This is a genomic window from Streptomyces sp. NPDC093600 (genome assembly GCF_044764755.1).
Lineage (GTDB): Bacteria > Actinomycetota > Actinomycetes > Streptomycetales > Streptomycetaceae > Streptomyces.
Genome location: NZ_JBIWIU010000019.1, coordinates 25,457 through 38,602 on the forward strand (window position 1 = coordinate 25,457; position 13,146 = coordinate 38,602).

Consider the following 13,146-nt stretch of genomic DNA (forward strand, 5'->3'; position numbering starts at 1 on the left):
GCCGGGCCCGCTCGTGGCGCGTGGCTCTCCGCCCATGGGCCAGACTTGTGGTGCGTGTTCTCAGGCCGTGAACCGGGGCGCGGGGCCGGAGCTGTCACGGACCGTCAGTACGGGCGTGAGGAGCTCGACCCCGTCGTCACCGGCGCCGTCCAACTGGGCGACCAGGCGTTCCACGGCCCGCCGTCCCAGCTCTTGGGCGGGGATCGCCACGGAGGTGAGTCGGACGGACGCCTGGGCCGCGAGCTGTTCGGGGCAGACCGCGATCACCGACACGTCCTCGGGCACGGCCCGGCCGGTCCGGCGCAGCAGCGTGAGCAGCGGTTCGACGGCGGACTCGTTCTGGACCACGAAGCCGGTGGTGCCGGGGCGTTCGTCGAAGATGCGGGCGAGGGTGCCGGAGAGGGTGTCGTAGCCCCCTTCGCAGGGCCGGTGGAGCAGGTCGAGTCCGCGGGCGGCGGCGCCGGCGCGCAGCCCGTGCAGGGTCCGCTCGGCGAAGCCGGTGTGCCGGGCGTAGACGCCGGGGGACTCGCCGATGACGGCCACCTCGCGATGTCCCAGGTCCGCCAGATGGTCCACACAGAGCGCACCGGCCGCCGCGAAGTCGAGGTCGACGCAGCTCAGCCCGGAGGGGTCGGCCGGCAGCCCGAGCAGCACGCCGGGCCGGCCGCCCGACCGCAGCAGGGGGAGGCGCTCGTCGTCGAGCTGGACGTCCATCAGGATCGTCGCCTCGGCGAGCCCGCTGCCCATCACCCGGCGCATGGCGGACGGGCCCTCCTCACCGGTCAGCAGGAGCACGTCGTACCCGTGTGTCCGCGCGGTGGTGGCGACGGCGACCGCGATCTCCATCATCACGGGGACGTACATGTCGGTCCGCAGCGGCACCATGAGGGCGATGACGCGGGACCGGCTGCTGGCGAGCGCGCGGGCACCGGCGTGGGGCTGGTAGCCGAGCCGCTCGATGCTGTCCCGGACCCGCTGCCGGGTGGCGGCCGAGATGGACCGCTTGCCGCTCAGGACATAGCTCACCGTGCTGGCGGACACTCCGGCGTGCCGGGCGACCTCGGCAAGGGTGACCATCCGTACTCCCGGCAGCCTGTGAAGGTGGTGAATCGCTTCGACTCCAGCTGCGGTGACCCTTGCACCGCAGACCAGGGAGACGGTAACCCGGCAGGTACGGAGTGTCCAGGGGTTCGAGAGCCGCAGTCGAAGCGCTTCGATGGCGGGGGTTGGGGGAGCGGTTCGAGGTTGTGGGTCGGCGCCGGGCGGTCAGCGGGTCCGGTGCGGAGCCCAGCCGTCGGAGCCGGCCAGATAGGCGGAGACGGTGTGCGCGGCGGCCTCCGGCGCGCTCAGCTGCGGCCGGTCGGGGGTGACCACGGCTCCCGGCCCGGTGTTGCGGTACTCGGCGAAGCGGGCGTCCCTCCAGGAGAAGCCGCTCATGTCCGTCCACGGTGACGCCTTGATCGCGGCGGGCAGTTCCGTGTCACGGATGAGCACCTGCCCGACGGCGTTCGGCTCGCCTCCCGGGTGCCAGGGGCGGCCGAGGTGGAAGGAGCCGGCGGGCGCGTCGCTGACGATCTTCGAGTCGGTGATGAGAAACCCGTACGGGTTGCCGTTCCAGGTCGAAGCGGCGGTGATGTAGCCGTTGTTGGTGGCCGAACCACGGCTCAGCGCCTTGATCACAGAGCGCTCCACGACGGCGGTGGCGCGTCCGTAGAGGAAGTCGACATCGCCTTCGAGGAAGGAGTCCCTGATGTAGACGCGGCTGCGCTCGGTGAGCCGGGGGGTGTCGACCATGAGCGTGTCCTGGTTCCCCAGGAACGCGGTGTTCTCGAAGATCAGCCTGTCGCCGGTGGTCTTCACCGCGAGAGCCTGCTCGCCGTTGATCTCGACGGCGGCCTCGTCGAAGTCGTTGGCGAAGGTCAGGTCACGGGCGCTGAAGTCGTCGCCCTCGATCACGACGGTGGCGCTGCCCCACGAGCCCTGGGTGCCGCCGCCCGGCTTCGGTTCGCCCGCCGGGGTGTCGAAGACGACGACCGTGTCCGCGCGCGTCCGGCCGGTGCCGACGAAGGACACCTGGTGACGGTCGCGGCCCACCCGGACCTTCTCGCGGTACGTCCCCGGCGCGAGGCGCACGGTGATCCGTCCGTCGTTGCCCGCCGGCACCGCGTCGACCGCCGCCTGGACCGTCGGGTACGTTCCGGGCACGTCGAGCACGGTGTTCACGCCGAGGTTCTTCTGCGGTCCGGAGAACTTCCGTACCAGCGCTGGCACGGCGGCCGCCGGGTCGAGACGGTAGGGGTAGAGGTCCCGGGGCTCGAAGGCGGCACCCCAGGCGTCGTGGCGGCCCCGGGTGTTCTTCAGGATGGACCCGCGCTGGACGAGTTCGGCGGTGGCGTCGGCCTGGTAGGGGTGCTGGACGTTCTCGTAGTAGCTGTTCTCGATGACCATCCGGGTCCTGCCGCGGGCGTAGTTCCCGTACGACCAGACGGGGTCGCCGTCGTCCACCAGCGCCGACAGGTAGTTGTTGTAGAGGTGGGCGTAGGCGCAGTTGTCGGCGGACGGGTTGCGCTGCTTGGTACCGGAGAACCAGTTGTGATCGATGGTGACCTGCGTCGTGAGGTTGCCGGTCCAGCCGATGCCGAACGCCTTGTTGTGGTTCTCGAAGCGGTTGTACGAGACGGTGATGTACTGGCTGTCCTTGCGCAGATCGATCAGGCCGTCGCCCATGTGGGTGAGGCGGTTGTGGTCGATCCAGACGTGGTCGACGCTGTCCATCTGGATGGCGTCGAAGTCGTTCGTCTTGCCGTCCCAGTCGCCCTCCACGTAGGAGTCGCGGATGGTGAGGTTGCGGATGATGACGTTGCTGGTGCCGGCGGCGAGATGCAGTTCGCCGTGGACGATCTCACCGGTCGTGCCGACCCCGATGATCGTCTTGTTCGAGGTCACGTCGATGTCCGAGCCGAACGGATCGACGGGTACGGCTCCCTTGACCCGGATGACGTACGGCTCGGGGGCGCTCGCGTACCGCTTGAGCGACGCCTGGTCGGTGACGGTGACGACCTTCCCTCCGGCGCCGCCCGTCGTCCCTCCGGCGAGGGACGCGAAGCCGTGGGCGGTATCGGCCCACGGCGTGCCGGCGGCGGGGCCCGCTTCCTCGGCGGCGGCCGTGGCTCCGGCGGTGGCCGGGCCGGCTTCCTCGGCGGTGGCCGGAGTCGCGGCCGTGAGACCGCCGATCAGGAGGCCGGCGGCCACCAGGGCCCGGGCGCCGCGGCGGCGGCCGCTTCTGACGTACAGCATCACAGTGCTCTCCACAGGTCCGCAGGTCGATGTTCTGTCTGATGGGTGCCCTGCTCAGAGGGCCTTTCCGGCGCCCGCACCGCGTGCCACGGCACGGTCGGCCTCGCGGGCGCTGTCGACCGGTCCGTGCAGCGCCGGGACCCAGCCGACGTCCGGCGTGAGGTCGCGTTCGCTGCCGGAGTTGTAGCTGTTGTTGAGGGCGAGCAGGTCGACGGGGAAACCGTTGAAGAGGGTGCCCGTCGCGTGCAGCGCGGTGCCGTTCCAGCTCTTGACCAGGTCGGCGGCCTCTACATGCCCCGGCGTCGTGAACGCGTTGTTCTCCGCGTACAGGGCGGACTCGGTGGAGACGCCGAGGGAGTAGCGGTAGTCGTGCGCGTCGGGCGGCACGACGTAGCGGTTGTTGTAGAGGTGGACCTGCCCGAAGCGGACGCGCGGGGCACGCTTCACGATCGAGCGGAACTCGTTGTGGTGGAGCGTGACCCGCAGCTTCCCGCGGTCCGAGACGGCCGTGTCGCCGTTGCCGATGAGCATCGCCTTGTCGTGGTCGGCGAACCGGCTCCAGGACACGGTGACGAGGTCGGACCCGTTGGTGATGTCCAGGAGCCCGTCGTGGCGCAGGTGGTTCCGGCCGAAGTACGTCGGCTCGTCCGCGTCCGGATGGCCGGCGTCGGACGCGGTGACATGGTCGATCCACACATGGCGCGCCCCACGCAGCCATATGTTGTCGTACGCGGCCTTCCAGTCGCCCAGCCCTCCGGTGTTGGGCTGCCAGACCGGGAAGCAGTCGTAGGCGTCGCGCAGTTCGAGATTGCGGATGATGACGTTCTCGGCCTGGTCCACCTTCAGGGCGGCGCCCTGCAGCACCGCCCGCGCGCCGACTCCGACGAGCGTGGTGTTCGACCCCACCGACAGCACGACGCGCTCGGCCTGCCGCCGTGCCGACGCCTGACGGGCCGTCTCCTGCGGACCGGAGGGCTTGGCGGCGCCCCAGGTGCGGGGGTCGTAGGCGGACAGGTACGTCTTCAGGTCGTAGCCGCCGGTGGCGTAGTCGTCGCAGTCCAGGCGGCGGCCCTCGTCGTCGGTGTTGGCGTCGATCGTGCCGACGACCCGGATGATCTTCGGGGTGTCGCTGCCGCCGTCCAGCGCACGGACGAGCCCGGCGCGGTCGCGGACGGTGAAGACATGGGCGTCGTCCGCGGCGGCTCCTCCCGTGGTACCGCCGTCGGCGGCCGCCCAGCCGTCGTCGGCCGGAAGGGTGTCACGGCCGATGTCCCGGCCGATGCCCCCGTCCGGGTCCCCGCCCGGGTGCCGGGCGGGACCATGCCCCTCGGCGGTGGCGGGCACGCTCAAGGCCGCGAGCAGGCCGAGCGTGACGGTGAGGCGCGAGGCGCGGCGTATCTGGCTCATGCGTCCCTCTCAGTCCACCGGACAGACTCTGTTCAACGCGCTGAACGTACGAGCGGCAGAGCTGATTAGTCAACGCCTCTTACAAAACCGACTGTTGGTGGATCATCCAGCTGGGACGGTGTCAGGTGTGCGATACGCCCCGTCTGTTGCGTGAACACCAAACACATACATGTACGGCCGGGGGATGGTCGGGCCTGCGATGGTCGGCCGCGTGCGACAACCGCCGTCCGGCCGAACGGTCAGACGAGGCGCGCCGCTCTGATCCTCCGTACCGCCTCCGTCAGGCGGTCGGTGTCCGCGCACACCGTGAGACGTACGTATCCCTCCCCGCCCGGCCCGAAGGCGGTGCCGGGAACGGACGACACCCCCGCCTTGTGGCGGAGCTCCTCGGAGAACCGCTCGCTCGTCGTGCCCGCGGGGGTGCGGACGAGGGTGTGGAAGGTCGCGCGCGGGCGCAGCACCTCCAGGCCCGCCTCCTCCAGACCGTCGCAGAGCAGCTTGACGCGTGCGCGAAAGACGGCCCGGAGCCGGTCCGGGTATCCCGTGGTGTCGGTGAACGCCGTCATCGCGGCGTGCTGGATCGCGCCGAACGTACCGGGGTCCGTATGGGTCTTGACCGCTCGCAGAGCGCCGACCACCCGCGGATCGCCGGCCGCGAAACCGACCCCCGGCCCCGGCACGGTGTACGCCTTGGAGAGCGAGTGGAACTCGATCCCGCACGCCATCGCCCCGGGGGATTCCAGAAAGGACGGCGGAGGCTCGGTGTCGTAGTAGATCTCGCTGTAGGCCGCGTCGGACGCGACCAGGATGTCGTGGCACAGCGCGAAGCGGACCAGCTCGTCGTAGAACGCGCGCGTCGCCACCGCGCCGGTGGGGTCGTGGGGGTAGCAGATCCAGAACAGCTTGGCCCGGCGGGCCACGTCGGCCGGGATGGAGTCCAGATCGGGAAGGAAGCCGTTCTCCTCGCGCAACGGGACCCGCACGACCTCCGCCCCGCAGAACCTCGCCCAGGCCGCGTACGACGGAGGGGCCGGATCCGGTACGAGCACCACGTCGTCCCAGTCCAGACGGGCGAGCGCCAGATGGGCCATGGCCTCCTGGCCGCCCGGCGTCACCAGCACCTCGGTCTCCGGGTCGGCCGCCACCCCGAAGCGGCGGGCCAGGAACCCGCTCGCCGCCTCCCGCAGGAGGGAGGCGCCCTGGTGGCCCGGATGGCGCGGATGGCGGTGCAGGGCGGGCTCCCTCGCGGCCCTGCGCATCGCCTCCACGATGTGTGGGGGAGTCGGCAGATCGCAGTCGTCGGCATCGAGCGGGACCGGCGGATGCCCGGCCCACTCGGCCGGGTCCCGCTCACGGTCGATGAACGAGAACGCGGGGTGGTCCGTGGACACCGGACAACGGGCGGGCTCGGGCGGCACGTCCACACTCCTCAAGATCGGGAACGCCGGGGCTCGAACGTACCCAGTTCACCGGAGCGGGACGGCGACTCCCGGGATGCGATGGCGAGTTCTCGCCATCAGCGTGACGGCGCCGGAGGGACGACCGCCACCGGGCAGTGCGCGTGGTGCAGAACGGCGTGCGCGACGGAACCCATCAGGAGGGACTCCATCCGGTGCCTGCGGTGACGCCCCACGACGACGAGACCCGCGCTCCGCGACCCTTCGACGAGCCGCCCCGCAGCGTCCGCCGGGACGACGGAGGGCATGACCTCGACCTCCGGAAACCTTGAGGTGAACGGCCGCAGCCGCTCCTCCTGCCGGCGGGCCGTCTCGCGTACGAGCTCGGGGACCTCGTCCACGGGCAGCGGGGGCGGCACCTGCAGGGCGGGGGCCGGCGGGCCGATCAGCAGCACGGGCGACGGGGGCAACCGGTAGGCGGTCACCACTTCGAGTGCCACACCGCGCTGCCGGGCCGCCTCGAAGGCGAAGTCCAGCACCTCGTCGGGGGTCTCGTCGGGATGCAGCCCCACCAGGACCCGCCCCGCCTCCGCGCCGCTCTCCAGGGAGACGGTGCGGGCCTCGTGCGGGACGACCACGACCGGGCAGGGCGCCGCCGAGGCCAGCGCGCGGCCGGTGGAACCGAGCAGCAGGCTCGCGAAGCCGCCGCGCCCGCGCGAGCCGACCACGAGGAGCCGGCCGGACCGGGCCAGGTCGAGGAGCGCGTCGGTCACGGCGCCGTCCAGGGACTCGTACCGTACGGAAACGCCCCCGTCCCCGCCTTCGTCCCCACCCTCGCCCGGCCCCTCCGGCCGCTCCCCGATCCGCTCCCCGATCCAGGAACGGATGCCGTCGAGGACGGAGTCGGAGAGGTCGAGCGCCTCCCCGATGGACTCGATGCGGGCGGCCCCGAGCTGGAGCGCCTCGGAGCGCACATGGGCGACCACCAGCGGGGCGCCGAGCCTCCGGGCGGCGCTCAGGGCCCATGCCAGCGCCCTCAGACTGTGCTCGGAACCGTCCACGCCGACGACGACAGACTTCTCGCTCATATCGGGATCATTTCCCCGCCGCGAGTACCGTGCCCCACCGCCACGCCGACAGGACCGCGGATCTTCGGCTCAAGCCCTCTCCGCCCGCTCGGCGTTGAGCGCGTCCACCGCGGACCGGGCGTCACCGATGGTCACATAGTCGACGGCCACGAAGGTGACCGGTCTGCCGCGCGCGCGTTCACAGGCGCGCGCCCGCTCGACGATGCCGGCGCGTGCGTTCACCCGCGCCGCGTCCAGCCGGCTACCCCCGTCGATGGTGATGAAGTGGTTGAGCAGGAACAGCCGTTTGTCCCCGCCACCGCGGTGCGGCAGGCAGGACATCTCCGCGGGGCTGCGGAAGGCGTAGGGCGTCTCCATGGCGTACGCGTAGAAATTGCGGTACCACGGCGCGGGCCCGTCGGCCCTCTCGGCGAAGACGACGAGACGGCGCCCGGACTCCGTCATCTCGCCGAGCGTGGGCCAGGGTCGGGACGGGTCCCGGTGCGGTGTGTGCAGCAGGTCCTCGAGCCCCGCCGCGCGGAAGGCCGCCTCGGTGTCCGCGCCGCCGACGGCGTCCTGGACGATGAGGGTGACGACCTCGGTGGGATGCGCGCGCAGCCAGTCCCCGATCTGCCGCAGCGTCGGCACCAGCTCCACCGCTCCCGCCCGGCAGACGGAGTGGCACAGCCACAGGCCGGGTCGCGGCGGATTGAACCGGGCGACGGCGTCGGTGATCCGCCGCCGCGTCTCCGGAGGGAAGTCGGACTCCCGCAGCCGGGCGGTCACCTCCTCCGGCCTCTCCCAGCGGTACGTGTCGATCTGCAGCGCCCGTACGCCCGCGTTGAGCTGACCGACGATGTCCGGGTCCTGGAGCGGGCCGATGAACCGGTCCGCGGTCGTCGACATGGCGTTGTGCGAGGTGAGCTGGGCGACCTCGTCGTACCGCATGTCGCACAGCCGTTCGCTGCCCTGGCAGACCCGCGCACCGCCTCCGGCGAACACGAGCGGGACGAGGGCCACACCGCTGAGCGCCACGCCGGTCACCCCGGCCGCCGACCAGACCGACGCGCGGCGCGCCACTTCGAGGACCGGGCGCCGCTGAGCGGCCACACCCAGCGCGAGGGCGACCGCACCGGCCGCCAGCGCGACCAGCGCCGCGGTCAGCGCCCCGCCGAGGACACGGTCCAGGGCGGTGCTCTGCACGTCGTCGACCAGGCGGACGAGCGAGTCCGGCCAGGACGCCGGGGGAGTGACGACCCGGCCGCCGGTGACCAGGCCCGCGACCGCCACGCACAGCGCGGTCAGGACACCGCCCGCCGCCAGGGTCCAGCCCAGCCGGCGCAGCCGGCGCGGCAGAGACTCCGGCCCGGTGAACCACAGCGCGGCGAGTGCCGCGGCGCCCAGCACCCCGGCCAGGGGCTCGACCACACCGAGGGTGAGGTGCGTCGCGCCGCGGATCCGGTGCACCGTGTCGAGAGAGCCGTCACCGCGTTCGAGATCGGCCGTGATGTTCCAGCTGCCCCCGTCTGCGGCCGCACGCACCCGCTCGACGGCCTCCCGGGTCCGGTCGGAGAAGACCGCGGGCCCCACGGCCGCGAGGGCCGTGGCCACGTCACCCTCCCGCAGGGCGACGTCGACCTCCGGGCGCAGCGCGGCCCGCTGTCCTTCGGGGACCAGCCGCAGCAGGGCGTCGGCGGCCATGGCCGCCTGATCGGGGGTCAGGGAGAGTTTCGGCAGCCCATGCGGCGGTTCGCCGGCGGCCACCCGTTGGAGCGATACGTCGAGTTCGCGGAGGAAGGCCGGGAAGTCCGGAGAGGGCCGCTCCTGGAGGGAGGCGACCAGATCACCGAAGTACGTCTGGGTGAGACTTTCCAGGTTCTCCACGACGGGCCGCAGGTCCGCCGAGAGCGTCAGGGCGTCGCGGTCCCCGCGCAGATACGCGATCAGATGCCTGATCTGCTCGTCGGTGAGCGCGCGCAGGGTCTCGGGCGGCAGCACCGTCTTGAGGTTGGACGTCAGCAGCGCCTCGTCGACGGGGAGCCGCCCCAGCAGGTCACGGGTGACGGGGGTGAGCTCGGGGTCGACGAGCACCTCGTCGTACAGCCGCTCGTACGCCCGCTCCCTGGCGAGGACGTCCCGGTGGAAACCGGCGTTCAGTACGGTGCCCCGGGCCGTCGCCGTGGCGGCGACGACCACCACGCACAGCACGGCGCAGACATAGGCCACGCCGCGTAGGACCGGCATCCACGGAGGCGCACGCATCCCCACATCCTGACCCATTCGGGTCACGGACGCGAACTCTCCCGGGCGGGCAGGGGGATTTCAGTAGCGCAGCACGCTCGCGATCCGCCCCTCCGCGGCGAGGGTGCCGTCCGGCACGAACCGCACCCGGGCACCGGAGCTCAGGGCCCGCTCCACGATCTCGTCCACGATGTCCTCGCGCGCGTCCGCGTCGCCCGCCGCGGCCGGCTCCAGATGGTCGCCCCGGTCGCGTACGGCCGGCTGGAAGGTGTCCTCCACCGCCAGCAGCGCCACGCGGCCCTCCGACACGCCGCGCCACACCTCGTCGAGGCCACCCGCGAACGTCTTCTGGCTGCGCGCCCGGTCCAGCTGTCCCAGGAGCGCTTCCACCTCGTGCCGCGCCTGCTCCTCGACGGCCGGCGCGACGGCCTCGCGCACGGCTGCGGCCGGCCCCGCGGCGAGCCCGCCGTGGGTGACGGTGGTCAGCGCGTGCTTCGCGACCGTCCCCACGTCGGCGAGGAGCGAGAGGGCGGGGGAGTCCCCGACGACGTAGAGCGGCCGCGGGTCGGCGTCGAGGGCGAGTACCGTCGCCGCGTCCGCGTCACGGAGGAACTGCCGTGTCCGCTCGTCCTGGTACGTGCTCGGAAGGTCGCCCACGCGCTCCTCGCGTTCCACGTCCGGCTCCGCCAGGCCGCGCGTCACCGGGAAGGTGTCGTCGCGCCGCTCAGTCAGCCGCTCGCCGGCGCCGCTCCACAGGGAGACCCGGTCGGCCGCCACGACCAGCACCCAGTAGGGCCGGTCGAGCGTTCTCGCCGCGACGAGACCGCGGGTCAGGAACGTGTCCGAGACGACGACGCGCTCCGGTACGGCGCGGCCGAGGGACCATACGTGGTGCTCGCCGGGCGCGGCGTAGAGGACCAGGCCGTCCCCGGCGTGGGCCGGATCGACCTCGGCGAGGGCCGCGTCAAGCTGCCCGATGACGTCGAGGCGGCGTTCCCGGGTGACGGCCGGGTCCGCCTGGAGGCGCTCCCTGGCCTCGGCGACGAGGTTGCGCAGGCGTACGGCGTCCTGGGCTCTGTCCGGTTCGCGACGGTGCGTGGGCATGACGAGCGACAATGCCGGGTACGGACGTGGCTCGCGCAGCTGTGCGAGGACGGCGGTACTGATCTCGGGATGCATCGGGTCCCTTCCGACGTGAGGTGGTCGGCCGCCACGCGGTGCTCACTGGGGCGGCGGCACGTCAACGAAAAGCACCCTATGTCCGATTCTGTCGTGAGGCAGAACTTCCCGGCGCCCGCGGGGGGCCGGTGCCGCAGCGAACCGTGTGGGGTCGGACGCCATACTGGGCGTCGGCGGGAGCGGAGAGGCGGAAGGTTCATGCGTCAGTACACGTACGACGTCCTCGTGGTCGGCGGCAGCGGTGTGGACACGATCGTCCGCGTCGACTCCCTGCCGGTCCCGCTCGCCGACTCGGTCCACGTCGGCCCGATCGAGGAGTGGGCCGGCCACACCGGTGGCAACGTCGCCCTCGGGGCGCGGGCCCTCGGCTTGCGCGTGGCCCTGCTGGACTGGATCGGCGACGACTGGATCGGCACGCTGGTGCGGGAGCGACTGGCCGAGGGCGATGTGGAGTTCGTCCCGATGATCTCGCCCGCGGGGACACGTCGCGCGGTCAACCTGGTCGACGCGACAGGCCGCCGGATGTCCTTCTACGACTCCCGCGACCCGGCCGACCTGCGGATGCCGAGGGAGTTCTACCTTCCCCGGCTGGGCCGCACCCGCCATGTCCATCTGTCCATCATGAACTTCACGCGGTTCCTCTTCGACGACATCGAGGACCTCGGCGTCCCCGTCTCCACCGACCTGCACGACTGGGACGGACTGGCCGACCACCATCGCGAATTCGCCCTCCGCTCCGACCTCGTGTTCCTCAGCGCGGCGGGCGCCGGGGACGGCGTCGAGGCGCTGATGCGGGAGATCCTGCGCGAGGGCCGCGCCCGGACGGTGGTCGCCACGGCCGGCGCCGACGGCTCCTACGTCCTCACCCGGGACGGCGGCTCCACACCACGCCACATCCCGGCGACCGTCCCGCCCGCCCCGGTGGTGGACTCCAACGGCGCGGGCGACGCGTTCGTCTCCGGCTTCCTGTACGGCCGGCTCGCCGGCCGGGACGTGTTCGACTGCGCCCGCCTGGGCGCGGTCGCGGGTGCCCACGCCTGCATCGCCCCCGGGTCGACCGCCCTCATCGGCGAGGACGCCCTGCTGGCGGCGGAGCGGGCGGCGGGCGTCGCTTCGTAGCCGCGCCCCCTCAGCGCGCGACCGTCGACCGGCCGTGCGCCCGGTCGGGGGCGATCAGCCCGTCGACCAGGGGGAGGGCGCCCGGAGCCCGCGGCGCGAGGCGCTGCGCCGACGCGGCGGGCGCGGCGGAGCGGTCCAGGGCACCGTCCACGTACCGGTACAGGGCGTCGGAGACCGGGTCGGGCAGGGGACGGCCCTGCTCGTCGAAGCGCTGGTACTTCATCAGGTTGTAGCCGATGGCGACCTGCCGGCTTCCGTCCTCCGTGGACAGCGCCCACGTCCCGGCGCCGAAGACACCTCCGTCATGGCCCCAGTACCAGCCGCCGTTCGGCATCCGCAGGGTGTAGATGCCGAGGCCGTAACGCATCACCGCCTCCTGGCCCGGCTCCGGCTCGTGGGTGGGCACCGTCGTCTTCATGGCGCGCAGTTCGGCGGCGCCGAGCAGCTTGCCGCCGAGCAGCTTGCGGTAGAAGTCGTTGAGGTCGCTCATCGTCGAGACCATGGCCCCGGCGGTGCCGCCCCATGACATGTCGTACACGCTGTAGTCGCGCGGCGGATCGATGAGGCCGAACATCGACTCGTACATCTTGGCGTGCGGCCCCCGGATGTACGCCGAGCGGGGGAAGTAGGTGTGGCGCAGGCCGGCCTTGCGGATGACGTTGCGGGTGATGTACGCCTCGGGCTCCTGGCCCGTGACCCGCTTCAGGAGCAGTCCGGCCAGGATGTAGTTGGTGTTCGAGTAGGCGTAGGTGCCGCGTTCCACGACGGGCGGGGCCGCGAGTCCCAGCCGGACCAGCTCCTCCGGGGCCAGTTGCCGGTGCCGGTTCTCGTCGAGGACCTTGCCCGGGTTCTCCAGGATGCCCGGGAAGGCGGGCAGGACGTAGTCCGCGATCCCGCTGGTGTGGTTCAGCAGCATCCGCACGGTGACCCGCTGTCCGCGTTCGCCGGGAACGAGGTCGGGCAGGTAGCGGCCGATGGGAGCGTCCAGGTCGACGCGCCCGGCGCCGACCTGCTGGAGGACGGCGACGGAGGTGAAGGTCTTGGTGATGCTGCCGATCCGGTGCTCGAAGCCCGGGCGCGTCGGCCGCTCGGTGGTGACGTCGGCGAACCCGGTGGCGCCGTTCCACCGGGCGGACCCGTCGCGGACCGCCGAATAGGCGCCGTACATCCCGGCCTTGTGGAAGGCGTCCAGCGACGCGCGCAGGGCCTCGCGGTCCAGGGCCGGAGCAGTGGACGAGACGACCGCCGACGTGGGGCCGGCGGTGGCACGGGTGTCCACCGGGGCGGCCTGAGCGGGCAACGCCGACAAGGAGAGGGCCAGGACGGCGACCGGGGCGACGGCGGTCCAGCGGGCGCGTGAACGAGGAGGTAAGGGGCGGGACTTGGGGTGGACCGAGGGCATGAACGCTTCCCGTCTCGTCGGTGGGCGCACGGGGTGT

Annotated in this window: 9 protein-coding genes; 1 reads left to right on the top strand and 8 read right to left on the bottom strand. The window is 72.3% G+C overall.

Going from position 1 to position 13,146, the window contains the following annotated elements:
- Positions 1-60: 60 nt before the first annotated feature.
- The 7 genes from ACIRB4_RS30405 to ACIRB4_RS30435 all read right to left on the bottom strand — a co-directional run bounded on the left by ACIRB4_RS30405 (position 61) and on the right by ACIRB4_RS30435 (position 10,588).
- Positions 61-1,077 carry a LacI family DNA-binding transcriptional regulator gene (locus ACIRB4_RS30405; RefSeq protein ID WP_403295691.1) on the bottom strand — a complete coding sequence of 339 codons (1,017 nt, stop codon included), beginning with the start codon at positions 1,075-1,077 and terminating at the stop codon, positions 61-63.
- A 189-nt stretch (positions 1,078-1,266) separates the two neighbouring features.
- Positions 1,267-3,297 carry a pectinesterase family protein gene (locus ACIRB4_RS30410; protein ID WP_403295692.1) on the bottom strand — a complete coding sequence of 677 codons (2,031 nt, stop codon included), beginning with the start codon at positions 3,295-3,297 and terminating at the stop codon, positions 1,267-1,269.
- A 54-nt stretch (positions 3,298-3,351) separates the two neighbouring features.
- On the bottom strand, positions 3,352-4,704 hold the full coding sequence (locus tag ACIRB4_RS30415) for a polysaccharide lyase family 1 protein (protein ID WP_403295693.1): 1,353 nt from the start codon (positions 4,702-4,704) through the stop codon (positions 3,352-3,354).
- Between the two features lie 239 nt (positions 4,705-4,943).
- The gene (locus tag ACIRB4_RS30420; protein WP_403295694.1) at positions 4,944-6,122 is read right to left on the bottom strand and encodes an aminotransferase class I/II-fold pyridoxal phosphate-dependent enzyme; all 1,179 of its coding nucleotides are present in this window, start codon (positions 6,120-6,122) and stop codon (positions 4,944-4,946) included.
- Positions 6,123-6,220: 98 nt separating this feature from the next.
- Positions 6,221-7,189, bottom strand: coding sequence for a universal stress protein (locus ACIRB4_RS30425; RefSeq protein ID WP_403295696.1), 969 nt, complete (start codon positions 7,187-7,189; stop codon positions 6,221-6,223).
- 69 nt (positions 7,190-7,258) lie between these two features.
- Positions 7,259-9,430, bottom strand: a complete 2,172-nt coding sequence (locus ACIRB4_RS30430) for a hypothetical protein (protein WP_403295697.1) — start codon at positions 9,428-9,430, stop codon at positions 7,259-7,261.
- 60 nt (positions 9,431-9,490) lie between these two features.
- Positions 9,491-10,588 (bottom strand): chemotaxis protein, encoded by a 1,098-nt coding sequence (locus tag ACIRB4_RS30435; protein ID WP_403295698.1) that lies wholly within the window; start codon positions 10,586-10,588, stop codon positions 9,491-9,493.
- 198 nt (positions 10,589-10,786) lie between these two features.
- On the opposite strand from ACIRB4_RS30435, the gene ACIRB4_RS30440 reads away from it, so the two are divergent.
- Complete coding sequence (locus ACIRB4_RS30440; RefSeq protein WP_403295699.1) at positions 10,787-11,707, top strand: carbohydrate kinase family protein; 921 nt, start codon at positions 10,787-10,789, stop codon at positions 11,705-11,707.
- Positions 11,708-11,717: 10 nt separating this feature from the next.
- Here the strand turns inward: ACIRB4_RS30440 and ACIRB4_RS30445 are convergent, their stop codons facing one another.
- Positions 11,718-13,109 carry a serine hydrolase domain-containing protein gene (locus ACIRB4_RS30445; protein WP_403295701.1) on the bottom strand — a complete coding sequence of 464 codons (1,392 nt, stop codon included), beginning with the start codon at positions 13,107-13,109 and terminating at the stop codon, positions 11,718-11,720.
- Between the last annotated feature and the right edge of the window lie 37 nt (positions 13,110-13,146).